This is a genomic window from Shewanella sp. W3-18-1 (assembly GCF_000015185.1).
Lineage (GTDB): Bacteria > Pseudomonadota > Gammaproteobacteria > Enterobacterales > Shewanellaceae > Shewanella > Shewanella putrefaciens.
This window is the reverse complement of the sequence record NC_008750.1, coordinates 1684914-1708716: the sequence shown is the minus strand read 5'-3', so window position 1 is coordinate 1708716 and position 23803 is coordinate 1684914. Positions and strand designations below refer to the sequence as shown.

Here is a 23803-nt window from a genome sequence, read left to right as displayed (position 1 = left end):
ACCTTAGTTGAGGTTAAGCGGTATTTGAGCGAGGGGAGTACAAACTGTGATATCGCGAATTTTTGGTTACTTTGAAATAGGTATGCTCAATTTACTTATTACCCTGATGACACTGCTTGTATTTACAGAGGTTGTAGCACGGTTTTTCTTTAATACCGGTTTTCTGTGGATCCAAGAACTGACATTAACCCTGTGTGGGTGGTTTGTGTTGTTTGGTATGTCCTACGGAGTCAAGGTTGGCGCACATATCGGTGTCGATGCCTTTGTAAAAAGCTTGCCGCCAAAGGCAAAAAAAATCACCTCCTTAATCACAACCTCAATCTGTTTAATCTATTGTGGATTGTTTTTAAAAGGCAGTTTTGAATATCTATCGCAGATGTATCACGTTGGTGTACCAATGGAAGACATCCATTTTCCAAGAGCATTACTCAATAATTTAGATCCTGACTTTGCTTGGAATACCCTAAGAATTGACGTGGATGATGGGGCTGTCCCCATTTGGTTATCCCAAAGTATCCTGTTGATTGGTTTTACTATGCTCACATGGCGTTTTCTAGAATTATTTATCGCCATTCTCCGCAACCAAGTCTCAGGCTTAAAATTTGCCGATGAAGCGAAAGAAAGTATGCATTTAATCGATGAAAGTGCGCAGCAAACTCACACAACGACAGATAACAAGGAGGTAAAATAATGGCCATTGCAACCCTATTTACCGCCCTACTCGTCTGTATGTTTTTAGGCATGCCGATCGCCATTGCGCTAGGTTTTTCCAGCATGCTCACCATTTTATTCTTCTCCAATGACTCTTTAGCCTCTATTGCCCTAAAACTCTATGAGTCGTCATCAGAGCATTACACGCTACTGGCCATTCCCTTCTTTATCCTATCATCAGCCTTTTTATCAACTGGTGGTGTAGCAAGGCGTATTATTGACTTTGCCATGGACAGTATTGGACATATCCGTGGTGGTCTCGCGATGGCATCGGTTATGGCCTGTATGCTGTTTGCTGCGGTTTCAGGATCATCCCCTGCAACCGTTGCCGCCATTGGTTCGATAGTGATCGTTGGTATGGTAAAAGCGGGCTATCCTGAAAAATTTGCAGCTGGTGTCATTACTACCTCAGGCACTCTTGGGATTTTGATCCCGCCATCAATTGTAATGTTAGTGTATGCGGCAGCGACTGAAGTATCAGCAGCAAGAATGTTTATGGCGGGTTTGATTCCTGGCTTATTAATGGGTTTACTACTCATGGTAGTCATCTATATCGTTGCCCGTTTTAAAAACCTACCATCACGCCCCTTCCCCGGCATTAAACAATTAGGACTTTCCAGTGCTAAGGCACTCGGTGGCTTAGCACTTATTCTGATAGTTTTAGGTTCCATTTACGGCGGTATTGCCAGTCCAACTGAAGCCTCTGCTGTGGCTTGTATGTATGCTTATTTGATTGCGGTATTTGGTTATCGTGATATTGGGCCGCTGAAAAATGTCGCATGGCGCAACTCAGGCGAAAGCCTGCCCAATGCGATTGCCCGCAACCTATGGCATATGATATTGGGCTTAATAAAAACCCCCGTAGATACTGAAGTACGAAATGTGGTGCGTGATGGTGCTAAAGTCAGCATTATGCTGCTGTTTATTATTGCTAACGCAATGCTGTTTGCGCATGTACTTACAACAGAGCGTATACCCCATATAATCGCCGAATATATTGTCAGTATGGGTCTACCCGCTTGGGGCTTCCTGATTATCGTCAACTTGTTGCTACTCGCGGCAGGGAACTTTATGGAACCGTCTGCGATAGTACTAATTATGGCGCCGATCCTCTTTCCAATTGCAACTCAGTTGGGAATTGACCCTATTCACTTAGGGATTATCATGGTGGTGAACATGGAAATAGGTATGTTAACGCCGCCTGTTGGACTCAACCTTTTTGTGACATCGGGGATTACTGGACGCAGTATTGGCTGGGTTATCCACTCCGTACTCCCATGGCTATTGTTGATGCTAGTCTTCTTAGCCTTTATTACCTATGTGCCACAAATATCCCTGTTTTTACCCGAGATGCTGGATAAGTTAAGGGGGTATTAGTAAAAAGTCTTCTCAAGGAGTCGATATTATTCCTTGATTATAGATAGTTTTTAAGCGAGCCTACTTAGGCTCGCTTTGTTTTAGGTTAAGTGATAATCAGGATCGCCCGCTATGCTCCCCATGACGCCAACAGCCAAAAAACGTCTCTTTTTGACGATAGTGCTACTCGCGGGATTATTCGCAATCCTAAAGTTGACCTATTGGATTCATTTGCATCAAGGTAAAATTGAAATCCAAACCCAATCTGAACAACAATTAAAGGAACTCGTCAGTTTTTTGGATGGTGCGCTTTCACGCTATGAGAGTATCCCCCACGTGCTTTCGACCAACCCAATGCTGGCGCAGGTGCTCAACGATCAGCAGAATCCTCAAAAAGTCCAAGAGTTGAATCTCTATTTAGAAGAAATCCAGCATGTTACTGAAGCATCTGATATTTATCTTATTGATGCGCTGGGTATTGCTATTGCCGCCAGTAACTGGCAGCAGAGTTTCTCATTTATTGGTAAAGATTATTCCTTCAGGCCCTATTATACCGATGCCATTTCAGGAAATTTAGGGCGCTATTATGCCGTCGGTACTAGCTCAGATAAACGTGGTTTTTACTTCTCTTACCCGATTTATCAGCAAGGTGGGAAAGGTATACTCGGCGCGATTGTGGTGAAAGTGAATATTGCCGATATAGAGCAACAGAGCACCAGTATTGCCATTGCGGGCCAGTATCAGTTTGTGATCAGCGATCCCGATGATATCGTTTTTATTTCCAGTATTGATGAATGGCGCCTCACCTCCTTAACGCCACTCACCCAAGCTAAACAATACGCGCTAAATGCTTCAAAACGCTACGCCGAACGGACTATTAGCGAACTATTAATCAAACCACATTATCAATATAGCGGCGAAAACTACGACCATATTTACCAAATTCGCACGGGTATAACCCAAGCTCAATATATGGATACCCACCACGAGATGACAAAAGCAGGTTGGCGAGTTCACATTCTAGCGCCAATGAAACCCTTACACGAATCCATGCCCGCTCTTATGCTACTTTCTGCTTCGATTTATCTGTTGCTTGCATTAGCGCTTTTATTTAGTGCAGAGCGGCGACGTAATTTACAACGCATGCAACTGGCACAAAGTCTTCTTGAACAACGGGTTGAAGAACGTACACAAGATTTACAACAAGCTAATGAACGCCTCAAAGATACTCAAGATGAACTTATTCAAGCGGCAAAGCTAACCGTTATCGGTAGCTTATCTGCCAGTATTAACCATGAACTTAATCAACCTTTGGCGGCATTGCGCAGTTATGCACAAAACACTCAGACGTTTCTTGCGAGGGATATGCAAGATAAGGCACAGGATAATCTTAAAATTATTATCGAACTCACCGACAGACTGGCCGATATTGTCGGCCAATTTAAAAGTTTTACTCGTAAAAGCCAAGGTACTGATAGCGCTACAGATATTAATCGCTGCATCACACAAGCCTTAACCATAGTTCAACCAGCTATCGATAAACAAGGCGTAGAATTGGATGTACAACTCCCCGATGGCAATTATCAGGTTTGGGGGGATAAAGTCAGATTACAGCAAGTGTTGGTCAACATTATGAGTAATGCGATTGTCGCTATGCAACAATCAATCAAACGCCGTCTGATTATCAGGGTAAGCAAACAAGATAAGTTTTGTATCAGCATTCAAGATACGGGCCCAGGTGTTCGCGAAAGCCAAATGGAAAAAATCTTTGAGCCCTATTTCACGACAAACGAGCGCCATGGTTTAGGATTAGGCCTATCAATTTCACAACGTATCATCGAGTCTATGCAAGGCCAGATTAATGTCGCCAATGCCGAAAATGGTGGGGCTATTTTTCAGATTATTTTACCGATTTATTTACTCGAGGAACGCCAGTCACTATGAATGCGCCCAATTCAATCCAAGACTATTCAGTACTTATCATCGATGATGAGCCACATATAGGCACCGTCTTAGTGCAATTGTTCGAACTAGAAGGTATTAAAGCCATCACTCGCACTGAACCTAAAGATATTGCCAAACTGCTTGATAAAGATTGGGCCGGAGTCGTGATCTCCGATGTGAATATGCCACAGCTTGATGGCATTAGTCTTATGCAACAAATTCGCCAGCAAGATCCTGATTTACCAGTAGTCCTACTCACAGGTTTTGGCGATATCGCTATGGCAGTCAATGCCTTAAAGCAAGGCGCTTACGATTTTCTCGAAAAACCCTTTAATAATGAACATATGCTTGATGTGGTTAAACGTGCCTTAGATAAACGCAGTTTGACCCTAGAAAACCGTAAACTAAAAAAAGAGCTAGAGAGCCAAAGCGTTCCCGGGCCACGTATTTTGGGGCACAGTGTTGGCATTAACCGTATGCGCCATATTATTGAACAAGTCATCAATACGCCTGCTGACGTATTGATTGAAGGAGAAACAGGCACAGGTAAAGAACTCGTTGCCCGTTATCTGCACGATCACAGCAACCGTAACCAAGCCAACTTTGTGGCCATTAACTGCGGCGCGATCCCTGAAAATCTTATCGAAAGTGAACTCTTTGGCGCCGAAGCTGGTGCCTTTACGGGGGTCGATAAAATGCGGGTGGGTAAGTTTGAATACGCTAATGGCGGCACATTGTTCTTAGATGAAATTGAAAGCACGCCGTTATCGCTCCAAGTAAAACTACTACGAGTATTAGAAGATCGCAAAGTGGAACGCTTAGGTTCCAATAAAAGCATCAATTTAGATATACGTGTGATTGCCGCCACCAAAGTTGATTTAAAAAGCCTGTGTGATACTGGGGAGTTTCGTCAAGATTTACTCTACCGCTTGAATCTAGTGACGGTTCCCATTCCGCCACTAAGGGATCGACGTGAAGATATTCCCCTACTCTTTTTACATTTTGCGCGAGTCGCATCGGCTCGATATCACAAAGCACTTATCGCGTTAAATGCTGAGCAAAATGCCATACTCACCTCACACGACTGGCCGGGCAATGTACGTGAATTACGTAATCTGGCTGAACGCTATGTACTACTCGGTGGAGAAGCCGCTTTTGCCGGTTCACTTGGCAATACACCAAGTCTGCACTCCAGCATGTCTTTACTGCAACGGGTCGAGTTTTTCGAGCGTGTACTGATTGAGGAAGCCTTAAGCCACAACAAAGGCAGTATCAAACTGACGATGGAACAGCTTGAACTCCCTCGCAAAACCTTATATGACAAGATGCGCAAATATGATTTAGACCGCAAGCAGTATGTAAATTCAGAGGACTAGGGGATATTGCGATTTCAACTGTTAAATCGCACCACAACTCAACCTAATAAAATCCCCACTTAGATTTATCTAAACGGGGATTTTATTAATAATCTCAAAAATACGTTTATTCAGCTACAACACACATGCCCTTTGGCGTTGTCACATAAGGTGAAAGAATAGGCATCATTCCTTTCATCACTTGCAGTGGCAGTGCCGACGTAAAACTAAAATCATCGGATTTACTACCAGGCACAAAAGCGGTTAAAGTGCCAAAATATTTATCCCCTAAATAGAATACAAAGGTCGCGGTTCGATTCATGGCTGTCGTAGCAACCTTTTTGCCCTGCTGCATTTGGGTCACAATACGGTTATCTCCCGTGCCAGTTTTTCCTCCAATCGCCAACATAGCGCCTTGCTCATCAACAAAAAGGCCCTTTAAACGCCGTCCTGTACCATTTTGAACCACATTCGCCAACGCCGCTTTTAAAGCCTGTGCAACTTCATGGCGCATAACACGTTCACCTTGAAGGCTCTGATTTTGTAACATCACCTCGTAAGGAGTATCAACACCAAAATGCAATTGATTAATCCGCACGGTAGGCAACCTGTAGCCATCGTTTTGGATAATGCCCATCAATTCAGCAAGGGCTGCAGGTCTATCCCCAGAGCTACCAAGGGCCGAACCTAAAGATGGCACCATAGTCTCAAAGGGATAACCTAAACGCGCCCAACGCTGATGAATATCTAAGAAGGCCTCAACTTCTAACATCACTTGCACACGAACATCACGGGCATTTTTATGCCGAGTTCTAAATAACCAACGATAGACTTCTTGGCGCTGCTGCTGGCTAGCCTCTTTAACATCGTTCAAATTGGCATCGGGATGATGGTTAAGATATTTCAGCACCCATAGCTCTAACGGGTGCACGCGTGCAATATAGCCTTGATCAGGCAAATTATATTTATCAGGCCCGTATTTGTTATACAGATCTTTAATGCGCTTATCACTGTAGGTGGTTTGTGGCAGACGCTGCTGTAAAAATGCCTTAAACGACGCCATAGACTCATCGGGGAGCAAATAACGATATGCTGCCGTCAGTTGTTGTTCCGATTGGGATTGACCATCGAAGAACATGTCTAAACGCTCATTAGCCGCCACTTTCTTATATTTACGATAAAATTTAGTGACGAAGGTATTACCTTCCCTGTCAGCAAAAACCCGTAAATATTCTTCGCGACGAGGATCTTTGTCATTACGTAGCAACTGGGCCATATTGCCCTCATTTTGCATACTGCTACTGTAATTGACTATGTCGCGCATAAGGCGCACAAAGGGTAAATTGATTGAATCCTGCAAAGCTTGGTACAGTGTGGGTATTTTTAAATCTTCTGTTTTTTTAAAGTTATTAAACACATGCAAACCACCACCCGTAAAGAATTGCTCATTCGGTGAGGCTGAATATTCACGCTGCAGTGCCGCATCTAACATGCGATCAAGACGCCTATCAGGATTAACAATAAGGTAATCAATTGCCCAGCGGGTTAAATGATCCCGAGGCTCGATAATAATCGACTCTAATTCTATGCCATGTTTTTTGGAGTATTTATCGTGGATCTCGGCAATGATCTCCAAATAAGTGGCCATAACCCGCAATTTAGCCGTAGAACCGAGTTCGAGCTTACTCCCCTCGTTAATATCGAAGGGTTGATCGGTACTATCAGTCTGAACCCTTACACGGTTAGCCGTATCAGTTCGCTCATATAAGGTAAAACTATAGAGGACATTCTGCAGTTGGTTAGGCTCAAGCAAACGCTCACCCAATAAGCCAACTTGCTCTGCCGTAGACGCTTGAGCAAGACTGCGTAAGTATTGACTCACTTGCTGCTGTAAATCACTATGCAAGCTGCTATTTACCGTGAGATCGAGTCTATCTAAATCGTAAAGCCCTACATTCAGCATCCCAGCAGTACGTATACGAATCGTATTAATGCCTTTATCGGCACCCGATTGCACATTACGTTGCGGTTTCGCCACTTTAAATTCAAGGCGTTGTGCTAACGCAGCATCACGTAGATTTCGGTCGATTAAATAATATTCTCCGAGCAAGCGAATATGACTATCAACCAGATTCTCTAAATCTTCATGCCCCTGTAATAGGTAATAGGACGGACGACGCTGGGCAATCATTAATGCAACCACTTGGCGGAATACTTGGCCGCGTTTTACCGCATTGGCTTTGATTTGCGGAGCCGACAATAGCTTATTAGCCGTATCAAAATCCGTCCCAAACCACGCCCATAAACCATCACCAATACCATGTACTTCACCGTGATTTGGTGCTGAGGATAGCGGAACTGTGTTCAAGTAATCCTGAACAATGCGCTTGCGAGCGGGTTCAGTATTTTCACCTTGCTGGTAAACTCGCACGCTGGCAGAGCCAATTTGCAATAATTTATCTTTAATACTTAAGGTTAAGCCCTGTGAAGAATGGCGAAACTTTTCAATTTGAGTCGCGAGAGTACTACCACCCGCCGTGGCAACATTAAAACCTAGCATTTCTGCGATTTGACTAAATCCGGCGACCACAAAGCGTGGCCAATCTATCACTGGGTTTAGCTTATTTTCGGTGGTCCAAAGCTCTCGGTTTTCAATAAATAAGAGGGTATTCACAATCTCATTAGGGATCTTATCGTCATCCTGATAAACCCGCTTAGGATAGGTAAACTGATAAAGATCTGTATTGCGGCAATCAAGCAGTGTTAATCCAGATTGCGCCTTCTCATGGTAAGGAGGGAAAAAACCCAACTGGGTATACTCTTGTAACGCTGGCGAGAATGCCACCTGCCGCGTTATCTGAAAGTTTCGCTGCAACAATCTGTCAATATAGTTCGGTAACTTGCTATAGCCATGACGTTCATCAAAAGGACCATAACTTGGATAAATAACTGACTGCGTTGGCTCATTTTTTAATTCATAGGTGAGGGTTTTAGCATATTGATGGATAAATTTTGCTTGGTAGAAAGAAGTCTTCATTTCTTGGCCAATTAAAATGGCCAAGCATAAAATAAGGATAAAAAAGAGAAACCAAGCACGCCCCTTAGATCTAACCTTAGGCTGAGCCTTGGCTTTAGGCTCAGGTTGCGGTGGGCGAGGACGATAATTTTCGAACTGCATCTCTTGCGTAGAATTAGGCAAAACTGCTCCAAAAAATCATAAAGCGAGAACGTATTTTATTCACTATTAACCGCTTTTGGTAAAATCTAGGTACCTAAATATCGATCTTGTCTATTGTCTAATCTAATCCCAGATAAATTCACGAAAATGCTTGCGACACACTGATTCATAACGCTCATTACCACCGATAGCCACTTGCTCACCTTCACGCATCACTTTACCTTCATCATCAAGACGAACCACCATATTTGCTTTACGTCCACAATGACAAATCGTCTTTAACTCGACTAACTTATCGGCCCAAGCCAACAAATAATGACTACCACTAAAAAGTTCACCTTGAAAGTCTGTTCGCAGCCCATAGCACAACACTGGAATATCTAGCTTATCAACAACATAAGTCAACTGTTTTACTTGTTCTTTACTTAAGAACTGGCATTCATCCAATAAAACACAACTTAATGGCGTAACTTGATGCACGGCTTGGATCATTTCAGTCAGATTATCTTGGCTACTAAAAACCTGTGCATCCGTTTCAATACCAATACGGGAGGCCACTTTACCTTTGCCATATCTATCATCAATAGAGGCTGTCATCACTAAGGTATGCATACCACGTTCGCGATAATTATAAGAAGATTGCAATAATGACGTGGATTTGCCCGCATTCATTGACGAATAATAAAAATACAGTTGTGCCAAAACTTATACCCTTTAAAAACATTATCTCTTACGTGTCAATCACCAGAGCAAAATTGCATATTAGTTTAACATTGCCTCCCCCATCAAAACACTATCCTTATATAAGCTTTTATGACGAATTAAGATAATCGCACTAAATTACATCCAAATCTTAAATTTCGCTCCCCAGCATCATCATTTCTACTTACGCTAATTTAAGTCTCACTAAACAAGATGTAATGCAAATGTAAATAGCCAGCAAATTGTTAAAATAACCTTAACCCAAGATTAAATACCGTTTTATCAGGAAAAAGTGATGGACGCTAAATACCAAAATTGAGATCTATCTCTAAAGTAATAGTCATAAATGCGGTACGGCTCAAAAAAACAACAAACAATTAACAGTAATATTCCCTTTGAGACAATAAGTGCTCAATTTTAAAAAAATAAAAGTATTCGATAGCTTGCAAATTAAAATCAGCGGTTAAAAGCACTAATCTCCCCTGCAAACTTAGTGCTGCAATCCGTCCTTTATTCGCATATTGGATCAATTGGAGATTATGATGAGAATTTTCACCTCTAAAAAACTGGCATATGTTGTTGCCTTAGCCTTAACCGGCGCCCTTGTTGGCTGTGGGGATGATGGTAAGGACGGTGCCCCTGGCACGCCAGGCACACCAGGGATCCCAGGAACACCCGGCACTCCAGGAACCCCTGGTGAACCTGGTAAACCATGGACACCAGCGCCAGTAACCAAATCGACCGAAACCAATGTCAAAGTAATTGGCTACAGCTTTGCTGAAGGCAGTATTAGTTACGAGTTCGAAATTACAGATGAAAACAATAGCCCAATCAATGGACTGTTAAATGTTCAAGCCAAAGTGGCGGCATTAACCGACAAAGGTTTTATCACTAACCGCGATGAAACCGATAAAAACGGTGTTGCTGACAATGTTCATGTGGGTGGTGCAGTCACTCAAGCAACTGCAGGTGCTGAATTAACCGCTTTAGCTGATGGTCACTACCAGTTTAAAGTACCAATGAAAGGGGTAAACCCAGCCACTGAAGGTATCGTTTGGTTACGTGTCGGTGGAAACGATGGCATTGCAACGTCTAAACCTTTAGTCGTTAACAAACCTGAAGGCACACATTCAACCACAACCGATAGCTGCTACTCTTGTCATATCGACTACTCCACTAGCCCACGTCGTCATGCAAGCTATGTTGCAAGCGGAATGGACAGCGAAGTCACCTTCGTAGAAGGCTGTTTAGTCTGTCACGGTTCTGTCAGCCGCGCAGTTGTCAATGCTGAAGGTTTCTCTACCGGTAGCTACGCGACTAACACACTATCCAAAATTGGTCATATCAATCACCAGAAATTTACTAAAGATTTCAGCGTGATGAACTGTACTTCTTGCCACGTTGAAGCGCCTAACAATATCAACGTGTCTGGCCCAGGTTGTATTGACTGCCACAACAGTGGTGGTGTTCCAGGCGCTGTAATCCCAAGCAATGGTGCGGATTTACGCATTATGCACGAAAGCAAAGCGGGTATAACAGAACGTCAAGCCATTCGTGCTAAGTACAAATTGGAATTATCAACTCCTGTTAAAGTAGATGATATTTCGACTAAAACTGACCACTATGCACCAACAGGTGATGCGGCCGCAGTAGCCGCACCAGGCTTCTGTACTACATTAACGGTTAAAGATGTTGATGGTAACATTTTCAACATTAAAGATAACTTCAACTACACAACAGTATTTAATGCCGCGAAACCAATCGTCTATGCAGGTGCCTATTTACATTCTTATGAAAATGACAGCTTAGTGGGACGCCCAGGTAACCGTACTAACTACTACTATGGTTACAACACTGATGGTACTAAAAATATCTGTCACTTACTGACTGATATCACCGCAGTGAATGCTAACTATGTCTACTCAGCTCGCGTCACATTCAGTACCGCTGGTTGGATGGAATATGATGGTAAAGCGCGTTATCAAAGCAATGGCAACCTAAGAGCTAACGGATATGATGGCTCTATGGGTATATCGTTTACCGCTTACTCTGATGTAGTTAACCAAACGACTGGCGAAAAAGTCTCAGCCTTTGGCCGCCGCTCAGTGGTTAGCGATAACAGTTGTACCACTTGCCACAACGATGCAACAGCCTTCCACAAAAATGGTGCCTTCGATGAGGGTGGCGATAGCTGTATCGCTTGTCATGACAACGGTATGTCTCGTACTTCAGCAGCGATAGGTGCAGGTTTTGGTCCTATGGTCCACAGCTGGCACTGGGGTGAAGGTGCTAAAGTGGGTGAAGTTGCAGCCGACGGAACTCAAGCAAAAACCGCTAACGGTGCAGGTGCGATTGAAGCCTCTACTAGTTGTGTTGCCTGTCACGAAACGGCTATTGATTTAAGCAAAGTGCCAAATCAATACATCCTTGAACCAGGTAACAAAATGACCAGCCCAGTCACCGCGAACTGTTATGCCTGCCACACTAGCGATTCTGCTAAGGCGCATATGGCAACTAACGGTGGTGAAATCAGCAAACCAAGCGTTGAAGACTGGTTTAAACAACCGACCTCTGAATCTTGTGCAGTATGTCATGACACAGGTAGAAGTTATGGTATAGATAAATACCACAAGTTTACTCGCTAATTAATCATCCATCATCGCGTGATTAAGCAGTAAGTAAAAAGCGGTACCTATTTTCCCTGCAAGGAAATAGCTCAAGGAGTCTCGCTAGCGCGAGGCTCCTTTTTTATGGCAAGATAGCCGGGCACAAACATTTTCAGACCTATTTAAGTTATTAAGGTTAGAGTCCTAAAAAAACAACAAATTCTAAGGAAGTCATTTAAATGCGTAAAAGTTTTATTGCCATAGCCATCGGCGCCACGCTCACAGCCGGATTGATGGCAGGTTGCAGCAACACAGAGAACACTGCACCTAATGCTGTTTCAATACCGGTCCAAAATCCATTGCTACAAGCCAGTACACTGCAATATCAAGCTCCCGACTTTAACCTCATCAAAGATGAACATTTTAAACCCGCACTCGAGCAAGGTATTGCCGAGCAATATCAAGAAATTCTGGCTATCGCCAATAATCCTGCGGCCCCCACCTTTGAGAACACCATTGTTGCGATGGAAAAAAGCGGCGCGCTACTGAATCGTGCCTCAAGCGTGTTTTATAACTTAGCTGGCTCAAACAGCAATCCTGAGCTACGTAAAATCCAAGGGGAAATGGCCCCTAAGATGGCTGCCCACTCGGATAATATCAATTTAAATCCCGCCTTATTTGCCCGTATCGAAGCCATTTATAATGACCGCACCAACCTAGGTTTAACACCTGAGGCTCAACGCTTAGTTGAGGTTTACCACCAACGCTTTATCATGGCGGGTGCAAAACTCACTGACGAACAAAAAGTCAAAATCCGTGCATTAAATGAAGAGCAATCAACCTTAACAAACGAATTCTCTCAGCGTTTACTGCGCTTAACGAAAGAAATCGCTATCGTTGTTGATTCAAAAGATGAACTGGTAGGTTTAACCGACAGTGAAATTACTTCAGCCGCCAACGATGCCAAAGCCGCAGGACACGATGGCAAGTACCTTATCAATATCACCAACACAACACGCCAGCCGATACTCGCCTCATTGGAAAATCGTGAGCTACGCCAACGTATTTGGAAAGCCTCCGCTAACCGCGGTTTAACGGGGGAAAATGAAACAGCATCATTAGTCTCGCGTTTAGCGCAGCTTCGCGCCGAACGAGCGGCTCTTTTAGGATATGAAAACTGGGCAACCTATCGCTTAGCACCACAAATGGCTAAAACGCCTGAAGCGGTTTACAGCATGTTTGGCTCTATGGTGCCCGCGGTAGTTGCCAACACTCAAAAAGAAGCGGCTGATATTCAAGCGATGATCACTAAAACCGGTGGTAAGTTTGAACTTGCTCCTTGGGATTGGGAATTTTACGCTGAAAAAGTGCGCCAAGAAAAATACGCGCTTGATGCCAACAGTGTTCGTCCTTACTTTGAGTTTAACCGTGTACTAGAAGACGGGGTGTTCTATACACTTAAAGAACTTTACGGCGTCACTCTAAAACCTCGCCCAGATTTACCTGTGTACCATCCCGATGTGAAAGCCTATGAAATGTTTGATGCCGATGGCTCAAGCATGGCGATTTTCTATGCTGACTATTTTGCCCGCGAAGGTAAACGTGGTGGCGCATGGATGAGTTCATTTGTGGGTCAATCTTTCTTAGAAGGCACGAAACCTGTTGTCGTCAATGTGATGAACATTAAAAAGGCACCGGAGGGCGAGCCAACCTTCGTTAGCTATAACGAAGTCACAACCATGTTCCATGAAATGGGTCACGGTACCCATGGCATGTTCTCAAAGGTAACTTATCCAAGCCTCGCTGGCACCTCAGTTTCCCGTGATTTTGTGGAATTCCCATCCACATTTGAAGAAGATTGGGCAGCCCATCCTAAAGTGTTAGCTAACTATGCTAAACACTATGAAACCGGTAAGCCCATCCCTGATGAACTACTGCAAAAGTTACTGAAATCAGGCAGCTTTAACCAAGGTTTTGATACCTTAGAATATATGGCTGCCGCATTAGTGGATATGGAGTGGCATTCATTAAGCCCTGACACGCCGCTGCAAGATGTCGCCACCTTTGAAGCTAATGCGCTTAAAAAACACGGCTTAAACATTAGCGCCGTGCCACCACGCTATAAGTCAACCTATTTTGCCCACGCTTTCCCCGGCGGTTACTCGGCAAGTTATTATGCTTATATGTGGAGTGAAATTTTAGCAGCAGATGCCTTCGCCTATGTACAAACTCAAGGCGGACTCAATCGAGAGATTGGCATGAAGTATCGTAAAACGATCCGTGAAGTGGGTAACAGTGTGCCACCAATGGAGGCCTATAAAAACTTCCGAGGTCAAGAGCCCACTACTGAGGGTTTACTTAACCGGCGTGGTTTAAATAGCGCCAATAAATAAAACGAACGTCAGATCCATAAAAAATCAGCCAGCAATTGCTGGCTGATTTTTATATCCAAACACACTTAGTCCTATTTCACTGCACCTGTTGACTTTATTCTCAGCCAAATAACACTCATCACCAACAACACACTACAGGTCACTAAACCTGCACTGACCGACTCTGTAAACCCGAGTACCAAATAACCCACCAAGCTGATAAACGCTACTATCAAGGCATAGGGTAACTGAGTGACTACATGGTCTATATGGTGACAACTCGCGCCAGTTGACGACAAAATTGTGGTATCTGAGATAGGTGAACAATGATCGCCAAATACCGCACCCGCTAAAACAGAGGCCAACATAGGTAACATCATCCCAGTATGGCTGCCCATCGCCATATCGGCTGCAATCGGCAACATAATACCAAAAGTTCCCCAACTCGTGCCCGTAGAAAACGCAGTTAATCCCGCCAGAATAAACATAAGCGCAGGTAAGAAAGCAAAAGGAATATTACCCGTCGCTAAACTCGCCATAAACTTACCGGTTTCGAGTTGGCCAATAATCCCTGCAATTGTCCATGCAAATAACAAAATATAAATCGCGGGTAGCATAGAACGTGCGCCCTGCACTACACCTTTTACAATCATCGACTTTTCGACTCCTTGTACCACGTTAACCACTAAAGCCACGGCTAACCCGAACAGGGAACCCAAAAATAATGATGAGCTCACATCGGTTTTTTCAAAAGCTGAAATAAGACTAAACTCAATGCCTTCAGCGGCGAGCACTTGAGCACCGCTGCTAATCATAAAATATAAGGTTGCAATTACCAGCACAGTGATCGGCAGGAATAAGCCTAAAATTTTACCCGTTTCAGCCTCGGGTAAATCCGCGTTCGCTCCGGGGGGTAATCCTTTTGTTTCATCGTATAAATTCCCCCGTTGGGCATTTAACTCATGTTCACGCATTGGCCCAATATCGAGCCCCATAAACGCAACACAAAGTAATAATAACAAAGAGAAGATAGCGTAGAAGTTCATTGGTATCATTTGGACAAATACGCTCAAATGTCCAGAGTCTGCAAAACCATGAGCCGTTAAAATACCGCCAATTAAGGCAATAATATAAGCTCCCCAGCTAGATACTGGTGAAATAACACAAACGGGCGCCGCCGTTGAATCCAATAAATACGCTAACTTAGCGCGAGAAATATAATAGCGATCTGTGACGGGTTTTGCGACAGAACCCACAACTAAGCTATTGAAATAATCGTCAATAAAAACAACACAACCTAAAAACATGGTGAGTAGTTTTGCATCACGCTTATTACGAATATGCAAACGAGCCCAATCGGCGAATGCGCGGGCACTACCACTAACAGTAATTAATGCGGTGATCATTCCTAAAACGATTAAAAAACCAAGAATATATAAATTCCACGTATTAGCAGCGTCATCAGCCCAAAAAAGACCTTTTACACTACTGAACAAAAAGGCTCCACTGGCAACAGGCGAGTATTGGTTAAGCAATAACGCTCCAATGACAATTCCTAATCCAAGGGAAAGTAGAACTCGGCGAGTAAAAATCGCCAATACAATCGCTACCGCAGGCGGCAGCAAAGAAAGTGCCGAATCGGCATAACTCATAACAGTCATTGATTATTTCTTCGTCAAAAATACGAATGGAGGGCGACTGAACTGGTGGGAAAAGGCAATAGATACCCAAGATCACCTGTCCTATCAGTAGCGCTCCATAGTAACTATTTCCAATATCCGTATTAGAAAATACTATGGCAGTGCTGCACCTATTCGGTACAACCCCAGCAGTTGATTGTGATAAATCAAACCACTTCGGCACCAAATCCTTTCGTAATCGATCATCGGAATCACCCTACTGATCACTACTGATATTTGGCGCGCCTCTACTTCTAAGAACGCCCATTCACGGGCGTGAGGCACATAAAAACATAAGCGGCTAAGCAGATGCTACCGCAAAGCCGCTTACTGTGACCGATGTCACAGATAAAATCAACTTAGACTTGCAATCAACTCCGGAACAGCCTCAAACAAATCCGCTTCGAGGCCATAATCGGCGACTTGGAATATCGGTGCTTCAGGATCTTTATTGATAGCAACGATGACTTTAGCGTCTTTCATCCCCGCTAAATGCTGGATTGCCCCCGAAATACCGACAGCAATATAGAGATTGGGAGCGACAATTTTACCCGTCTGACCCACTTGCAAATCATTAGGCACAAAACCCGCATCAACCGCTGCTCGCGAGGCTCCCACTGCGGCGCCCAGTTTGTCCGCTAATTGCTCTAGCATGCCGAAGTTTTCACCACTGCCCATGCCACGACCACCTGACACAATAATGCCAGCATTACCTAGTTCGGGACGCGCTGACACCGTAAGTGATTGAGAAACAAATTGCGTCTTTGCTTCAAATACTTTATCGAGCGGAGTCACAACAGCGCTATTCCCTTCTGGCACAGCATCAAATGCACTAGCGCGGACTGTCATGACTTTAATCGCATCATGGCTCTGTACTGTAGCTAAAGCACTACCTGCATAAACAGGGCGCACAAACGTATCAGCACTCACCACAGCAATCACTTCAGAAATTTGTGCAACATCTAAAAGCGCTGCAACTCGTGGCAGAGTGTCTTTGCCCATACTCGATGCGGCAGACAGAATATGACCATATTGAGGGGATAAATCCACTAGCAGCTTGGCTACATTTTCCGCTAAATGCGCTTCATAGGCGCTGGCATCGGCCACTAACACTTGGCTTACACCTTGTAGCGCCTGTGCAGCTTGCACTACCGCACCACATTGATGGCCCACGACAAGTACATGGACTTCATCACCTATTGCCCGTGCCGCGTTAACAACCTTAGCCGTATCGAGTTTCAACGCCGCATTATCATGTTCAGCTAATACTAAAATGGCCATTTAGATCACCTTCGCTTCATTTTTTAACTTTTCAACTAGCTCAGCTACCGACGCTACCATAATGCCCGCTTTGCGTTCTGCAGGAGGCGTGACCTTTACTACGGTTTGGTGATTTTTTAACGTCACGCCTAAATCTGCGACCGTCATCACATCCAATGGCTTACGTTTAGCCTTCATGATATTGGGTAAAGAAGCATAACGAGGTTCATTCAATCTTAAATCGGCGGTAACCACTGCGGGTAAGGGTAAATTCAGCGTCTGCATACCACCATCAATCTCGCGGGTGACTTGTACTGTATTCGCTTCTAATTTGATTTCTGAAGCAAAGGTCGCCTGTGGCATATCCATTAACGCGGCAAACATTTGGCCAGTTTGATTATTATCACCATCAATGGACTGTTTGCCAAAAATCACTAATTCCGCTTGCTCTCTTTCCTGTACAGCTTTAAGTAGCTTAGCAATTGAAAGGGGCACTAAATCATCTTCAGTATCGATATGAATGGCTCTGTCTGCACCGAGTGCTAATGCAGTACGTAGCTGTTCTTGTACGGCTTTATTACCAATACTGACAACAACCACTTCGGTAGCACTACCCGATTCTTTTAACCGAACCGCTTCTTCGACTGCGATCTCACAAAAAGGGTTCAACGCCATTTTTAGGTTTGCGGTATCAACGCTTGTGTTGTCAGCTTTTACCCTGACCTTCACATTGGCATCAACTACACGCTTAACAGGCACCAATACTTTCATAGGGTTTCCTTCCTACACTTTCATGTACATGGACAAAACATTGGCAATAACCAATGCAGGATAGAGCAACTTTACGTGCTGTTAACGTTAACGTCAATCTAACTCAAACGACTGTTTGCATTTTTTGATGCTGTGTTACTGGCCACTTTTTTGAACAGCTATTAGCGATATATCGAAAAGTTCAAAATTTAAATAATATTTAATTTCGATTTATTGCATAATTTTATTTGATTCGAGCTATATTAGTTTCTATCATTTAGAGGTTGTTCACCATTATCCTGTATTAAAAATTAAAGTGGGACGAAAATAGATATGAGCGATTTTTTAGAAATATTAACTCACGGACGTCGTTTTAAAGCTGCAGTAAAAGATCTCAGCATTGAAGAACTACGAGATTTAGCCTCAAAGCTAGATAAAATTTTATCTGAGCGTGAATCAATGGCTGAAGAAGAACAGCAAATGATTGCTGCTCGTAATGCTAAGATTGAAGAAATCCGTCAACAAATGGAAGCGGTAGGCTTATCCATTGATGATCTCGGCGGTGTAGCAGTTAAAGCTCCAAGCAAAAAGCGTCCACCTCGCCCAGCGAAATATCAAATTGAAGTTGACGGTGAAATGATCCAGTGGACAGGCCAAGGCCGCATGCCAACCGTATTTAAGAACGAAGTCAACAAAGGCCGTTCTATGGATGATTTCTTAATCTAATCCATACAAACTCGCAGTAAAAAGGACTATCCTCGTTAGTACTGCTGAGTAACATAAAAAGCTCGCTGTTTAGCGAGCTTTTTTATATCTCGAATGTGGTAAGAAACACGTTCTACCTTATCTAAGTAATCACTAAAATTACGTTACAATTCAACCTTAGTATTTACAATCGCTTTAAGTTACTCTTTATCACCACCCTCTAAAAAATTAATAAAAATGCAGATAAACAATAAGTTAATACTAAGCTCCTGCATGATAAGCAGCTTAGTATCCCAAACAATATTCGCTGCGCCCAACCCTGTAACGCCTGTAAATAAGTTAACAGCATTGACCCACGCAGAATTAATTATTTCCCCAGATAAACGACTCAGCAATGCAACGCTATTAATTGAAAACAATAGAATTAAAGCGGTAATTGAGCAGGGAGAGATCCCCGCAGCAGCTTTACAAATTGATCTAACGGGTTACACCATTTATCCCGGATTTATCGATCCCTTTACCGACTATGGTATTGAATTTGAATATCCAAAACTGGGACTGACACGCCCTGTTTATGATATTAAACGTATCGGTGGTAATGCCGAAAATGGCGCCATTCATTCTGAAAAAGAATGGGTTAATTATGTTTATCCAAATAAAGAACGCGCTAAAGACTGGATTAATAATGGTTTTACTAGCGTACAAACAAGCAAACTCGATGGTATTTTTCGCGGTACAGGTGTCAGTCTTTCTTTAGCGGACAAAACGGCTAACGAAGTCATTTACCGCGCCCGCAGCCAACCTTTTATGGCATTTGATAAAGGCAGTTCAGAACAAGATTATCCCAGTTCATTAATGGGCAGTATTGCGCTCATTAGGCAAACGTTTGCCGATGCCAACTGGTATAACCAAAATAAAAACAAATCAGCAAATGGCACAACAAATAGTCAAATCGAATTTAATATTGCCTTTGAACGGCTCGATAAGTTAGCTGAGAAACCCATCGTCTTTGAAACCAAAAATCTTAATGATTTATTACGTGCCGCTAATTTACTTAAAGAGCATAACCTCTCTGGTTACTTACTGGGAAATGGCCAGGAATATGCGCGGATCAATGAATTGAAGGCGTTAAATTATCCTCTAATTCTCCCCTTAAACTATCCTCAAGCCCCAGAAGTGACAACAGATGATGCAGAACGCGAAGTATCCCTTGCAGAATTAAGGCACTGGGAACGGGCATCAACAAACCCCAATGTTGTTGCTAAAGCTGAATTGCCCTTCGCATTCACCCAATATGGGATTAAAAGCGATGCATTCTGGCCTCGCCTACGTCAAGCCATCGCCCAAGGATTAACCGAAGAAAAAGCCCTCGCAGCACTTACAACTCAAGCTGCCGAAATGATAGGCACTGCCGAGTTAACGGGTAAACTCGCTCCCGGTTATATGGCTGACTTTGTTGTGACAAAAGGTAATATTTTTAAGGATGGCCAGATCTACAGTGTTTGGTTGCAAGGTCAGGAGCAAAGTCTGCGCTCACTTCCCCAAGCACGATTACTGGGGGATTACCAATTAAGCCTCAATAACCTCACGCTAGATTTATCGCTACATGATGAAAGTAAAAGTGATAAACCCAACATCCAAGGCAGCTTAAGCAGTGGCGAACAAAGTATCTCACTCACTCAACTTAAGTTAGATGATAACGGGAGATTGAGCTTTACTGCCGATTTGAGCGCCGCAGGCATTAACGGCCTTAGCCGCTTTACGCTGTGGATGGCCGATGACGGCATTCAAGGTCGTATGGTCGATGCAAAAAGTCGCACTACAAATGTTACCGGTATCGCTATGACTCAAACTGCAAAGCTCAAAAGTACAGACCAAGCAAGCAATCGAGCTCCCAAGAATGAAGCCAGCACGAGCCTAGTGAGTCACCTCACCTTCCCTAACGTCGCTTACGGACTGAGTGAAGCACCTAAGGTGGAGAAACTACATATCAAGAATGCCACCCTGTGGACATCGGATAAGCAAGGCATTCTCGAACATGCTGATCTCTTGATGGCCAATGGTCGTATCGAAAAAGTGGGCCAACAGCTAAGCACACCTTCAGGCTATCAAGTGCTCGATGCTACGGGTAAACACCTTACGGCAGGTATTATCGATGAGCATTCCCATATCGCTATTAATGGCGGCACTAACGAAGGCACCGATGCCGTGACTTCAGAAGTGCGCATTGGCGATATCATTAATCCCGAAGATATCTCAATCTACCGCGCTTTAGCGGGCGGCGTCACCAGCGCACAACTCCTCCATGGCAGTGCTAACCCTATTGGCGGCCAATCGCAACTGATCAAAATGAAATGGGGCGAGCCAGCCGAACAACTTAAGTTCGCTAATGCGCCAGCCAGTATCAAGTTTGCTTTAGGTGAAAATGTTAAACAAAGCAACTGGGGAGAAAAGTTTGTGCAGCGTTTTCCGCAAACGCGTATGGGCGTTAAAGCATTATTCGAAGAAACTTTCGATGCCGCCCTTACCTATGAGAAAGCCTTAAAAGCCTATAACGAGCTGCGTTCAAGCGATAAGAAAAACACCATTGCCCCACGTCCAAGTTACCGTCTTCAAGCGGTAGCCGAGGTATTAAAACAGCAACGCGATGTGCATATTCACTCCTATGTACAATCTGAAATTCTGATGTTTCTACGTTTAGCCGAGGCTTATCGCTTTAAGGTACAAACCTTTACCCATGTGCTCGAAGGTTACAAAGTAGCGAGTGAGCTAGCGGCTCACGGTGCTGGCGCATCCACCTTTGCCGATTGGTGGGCGTATAAATTCGAAGTGTATGATGCCATTCCCCAAAATGCTTGTCTGATGTTAAACAAGGGCGTGACCACCAGCATTAACTCCGATGATTATGAAATGCAGCGCAGGCTTAACCAAGAAGCCGCCAAATCAATGATGTATTGTGATATGTCAAAAGAGGATGCTTGGAACATGGTCACCATCAATCCGGCTAAGCAATTGAGAGTCGATGAATTTGTAGGCTCGCTTACCCCTGGGAAAATGGCTGATGTCGTCCTGTGGAACGCTGAACCTCTATCCATTTACGCGAAAGTAACCCATGCATGGGTGGAGGGTAAGCGCTATTTTGACCGCGACCAAGATCAACTTGCCCAGCAAACTGTGGTGAAAGAGCGCGCCGCACTTATCCAAAAAATTCTCAACAGTGATGATACAGCGAAAGCAGGTGAAAAAATCACACCGTTAAACGAGCCACAATGGCACTGCGATACCCACTATCAGGCATGGGGCCACAATCATCAGGGAGCACACTAATGCAATATTTACCAACGACACTCCTGCTTGCAAGCTTAATGGTGGCAATGCCAATCATTGCTAACGATATAGTCCCCGCTCCTAAGCAAGTGCGTAACGTGCTGATAAAAAATGCCACTGTGCACACAGTTAGCCAAGGTGTACTGAGTAATACTGACGTTTTAATTGAAAACGGCAAAATTACCGCCGTAGGAACACAGTTAAACTCAACGCCTACAACAGCAGAAATTAACGACACTCATATTATCGATGCTAGCGGAAAACACTTATATCCCGGCCTGATTGCCCTCGATACAAGCCTGGGTTTAGTAGAAATAGATATGAGTCGCCCAACGGTAGATAAAGCTGAAGTGGGAAATATCAATCCACATATCAGTGCCGCCAGCGCTTATAATCCAGACTCAGAACTGCTCCCAACAATTCGCTACAACGGCATTACACATGCCCAAATCGTCCCGAGTGGTGAGGGTTTAGCGGGGCAATCAGTCGTTGTCAACCTCGACGCTTGGACGATTGAAGATGCGCTCATCCCCAGTACAGCACAATTCCATGTCTATTGGCCGCAAATTAAACGTATGCCAGAAGATGATAAGGAAAAAATTAAGGCCATAGAGAAAAATCAACAGGCGATTGCTCAACTCAATATCGCCTTTGAAGATGGCTACCGTTACTTCTTAAGTGAGCAAGCTATAAGTAAAGATAAGAAAGATAAGACTGCTACAACTTATAACCTACGCTGGCAGGCGATGTTGCCGCTATATCAAGGCAAAGCCACACTCTTTGCCCATGCTGATAGCGCAGAACAAATTGAACAAATCATTGCCCTGACTAAAAAATACCAATTCAAGCTGGTGATTGTCGGTGGATATGATGCATGGCGTTTAGCCTCAAGCCTGAAGGAAATTAAAGCAGGAGTGATTTACCCACACACCTTCAGCTTGCCTAAACGTAAAGATGAACCCGTCGATTTACCCTTTAGCATTCCATCTTTGCTCACTGATGCGGATATCCCCTTCGCTCTCGGGTTCTCATCGGATTGGAATAGCCGAAATCTCCCCTATGCAGCAGGTTACAGTGCGGCCTATGGTTTAACACCTGATCAAGCGCTTAAATCCATCACCTTAGATGCCGCAAAGCTATTAGGTATAGCGGATTTAGGGGCTATCGCTGTGGGATACCGAGGCAGTGTGGTACTTTCAGCGGGAGATATTCTCGACCCTATGACCAACAAGATCGAGGCAATGTGGATTGACGGTCGGCAGATAGATTTGAATAATCGTCATCAGCAGCTTTATCAAAAGTACCTTAAGCGGTAGAATTTGCTCAGATAAATAATATCGTATCGCGCAGTCCATTGGGCTGCGCCATTTTTCCTCAACCTCAGGTCAAACCATGAAAATCATCCTCTCAAGTGCATTAGTGTTACTGCTCAGTGCCTGTGCAAGCGATTACCGTTTTAACAGTAATTTAGATACAGAGGCGATTAATGACTATTTCAAGGCATCCGATGTCACTCTCTACGAAGGTGATACCCTGCCTAAAGGCCATTATGAATTAAAAGGTTTAGTGCAAGGTGAATCTTGCCAAGCCGATATTAATGCCGTGCCAGCATCCCTAGCCGATGCCAGAACCCAAGCTCGCCGAAGTGCGGCGGATAAAGGCGCGAACGGTATTATCATCAAGCAATGTGTCATATTTGAAGAAGCTGCTCAAGGTTGTATTAGCCGCGCACTATGCGTAGGCCAAGCGATTAAGACTGCCACAACCGAGTAGGACTTACGGGTGTTAAACGTACAGCTTGTAACGATCTGAGATTGCCCATATCAACCGCTTGATGATTAATCCTTAACAATAGGCA

Annotated in this window: 15 protein-coding genes and 1 riboswitch; of the genes, 10 read left to right on the top strand and 5 right to left on the bottom strand. The window is 43.9% G+C overall.

Annotated features, from left to right (window positions below):
• Positions 1-46 precede the first annotated feature (46 nt).
• The 4 genes from SPUTW3181_RS07805 to SPUTW3181_RS07790 all read left to right on the top strand — a co-directional run bounded on the left by SPUTW3181_RS07805 (position 47) and on the right by SPUTW3181_RS07790 (position 5387).
• The gene (locus tag SPUTW3181_RS07805; RefSeq protein ID WP_011788846.1) at positions 47-691 is read left to right on the top strand and encodes a TRAP transporter small permease; all 645 of its coding nucleotides are present in this window, start codon (positions 47-49) and stop codon (positions 689-691) included.
• Positions 691-2088: a TRAP transporter large permease gene (locus SPUTW3181_RS07800; RefSeq protein ID WP_011788845.1), complete on the top strand. Its 1398-nt coding sequence runs from the start codon at positions 691-693 to the stop codon at positions 2086-2088. Before SPUTW3181_RS07805 ends, SPUTW3181_RS07800 begins: the two co-directional genes overlap by 1 nt.
• Before the next feature lie 111 nt (positions 2089-2199).
• Positions 2200-4011 carry a sensor histidine kinase gene (locus SPUTW3181_RS07795; RefSeq protein WP_011788844.1) on the top strand — a complete coding sequence of 604 codons (1812 nt, stop codon included), beginning with the start codon at positions 2200-2202 and terminating at the stop codon, positions 4009-4011.
• Entirely contained in the window at positions 4008-5387 is a 1380-nt protein-coding gene (locus SPUTW3181_RS07790; RefSeq protein WP_011788843.1) for a sigma-54-dependent transcriptional regulator, read from the top strand. The genes SPUTW3181_RS07795 and SPUTW3181_RS07790 overlap by 4 nt, the downstream gene beginning before the upstream one ends.
• Positions 5388-5493: 106 nt before the next feature.
• On the opposite strand, the gene SPUTW3181_RS07785 is transcribed toward SPUTW3181_RS07790, so the two are convergent.
• Both SPUTW3181_RS07785 and SPUTW3181_RS07780 read right to left on the bottom strand, forming a co-directional pair.
• Positions 5494-8565 carry a transglycosylase domain-containing protein gene (locus SPUTW3181_RS07785; protein WP_011788842.1) on the bottom strand — a complete coding sequence of 1024 codons (3072 nt, stop codon included), beginning with the start codon at positions 8563-8565 and terminating at the stop codon, positions 5494-5496.
• Between the two features lie 102 nt (positions 8566-8667).
• Positions 8668-9246 (bottom strand): thymidine kinase, encoded by a 579-nt coding sequence (locus tag SPUTW3181_RS07780; protein ID WP_011788841.1) that lies wholly within the window; start codon positions 9244-9246, stop codon positions 8668-8670.
• A gap of 542 nt (positions 9247-9788) precedes the next feature.
• Here SPUTW3181_RS07780 and SPUTW3181_RS07775 point away from each other — a divergent pair.
• Both SPUTW3181_RS07775 and SPUTW3181_RS07770 read left to right on the top strand, forming a co-directional pair.
• Positions 9789-11891: a multiheme c-type cytochrome gene (locus SPUTW3181_RS07775; RefSeq protein ID WP_011788840.1), complete on the top strand. Its 2103-nt coding sequence runs from the start codon at positions 9789-9791 to the stop codon at positions 11889-11891.
• 200 nt (positions 11892-12091) lie between these two features.
• Positions 12092-14245, top strand: a complete 2154-nt coding sequence (locus SPUTW3181_RS07770; RefSeq protein WP_011788839.1) for a M3 family metallopeptidase — start codon at positions 12092-12094, stop codon at positions 14243-14245.
• 71 nt (positions 14246-14316) lie between these two features.
• Here SPUTW3181_RS07770 and SPUTW3181_RS07765 read toward each other — a convergent pair whose 3' ends face one another.
• From SPUTW3181_RS07765 to SPUTW3181_RS07755, 3 genes are all read right to left on the bottom strand, one after another.
• Positions 14317-15885 (bottom strand): Na+/H+ antiporter NhaC family protein, encoded by a 1569-nt coding sequence (locus tag SPUTW3181_RS07765; RefSeq protein WP_011788838.1) that lies wholly within the window; start codon positions 15883-15885, stop codon positions 14317-14319.
• Between the two features lie 80 nt (positions 15886-15965).
• A riboswitch (Lysine riboswitch) is annotated at positions 15966-16162 on the bottom strand.
• Positions 16163-16257: 95 nt separating this feature from the next.
• Positions 16258-17184, bottom strand: coding sequence for an electron transfer flavoprotein subunit alpha/FixB family protein (locus tag SPUTW3181_RS07760; protein ID WP_011788837.1), 927 nt, complete (start codon positions 17182-17184; stop codon positions 16258-16260).
• The gene (locus SPUTW3181_RS07755) at positions 17185-17934 is read right to left on the bottom strand and encodes an electron transfer flavoprotein subunit beta/FixA family protein (protein ID WP_011788836.1); all 750 of its coding nucleotides are present in this window, start codon (positions 17932-17934) and stop codon (positions 17185-17187) included.
• Between the two features lie 312 nt (positions 17935-18246).
• Here SPUTW3181_RS07755 and SPUTW3181_RS07750 point away from each other — a divergent pair, with 312 nt between their 5' ends.
• The 4 genes from SPUTW3181_RS07750 to rcsF all read left to right on the top strand — a co-directional run bounded on the left by SPUTW3181_RS07750 (position 18247) and on the right by rcsF (position 23718).
• Entirely contained in the window at positions 18247-18639 is a 393-nt protein-coding gene (locus tag SPUTW3181_RS07750) for an H-NS family nucleoid-associated regulatory protein (protein ID WP_011788835.1), read from the top strand.
• A 216-nt stretch (positions 18640-18855) separates the two neighbouring features.
• Positions 18856-21945: an amidohydrolase family protein gene (locus SPUTW3181_RS07745; RefSeq protein WP_011788834.1), complete on the top strand. Its 3090-nt coding sequence runs from the start codon at positions 18856-18858 to the stop codon at positions 21943-21945.
• Positions 21945-23261, top strand: coding sequence for an amidohydrolase family protein (locus SPUTW3181_RS07740; protein ID WP_011788833.1), 1317 nt, complete (start codon positions 21945-21947; stop codon positions 23259-23261). Before SPUTW3181_RS07745 ends, SPUTW3181_RS07740 begins: the two co-directional genes overlap by 1 nt.
• A gap of 76 nt (positions 23262-23337) precedes the next feature.
• Positions 23338-23718 carry an Rcs stress response system protein RcsF gene (rcsF, locus tag SPUTW3181_RS07735; protein ID WP_011788832.1) on the top strand — a complete coding sequence of 127 codons (381 nt, stop codon included), beginning with the start codon at positions 23338-23340 and terminating at the stop codon, positions 23716-23718.
• Positions 23719-23803 lie beyond the last annotated feature (85 nt).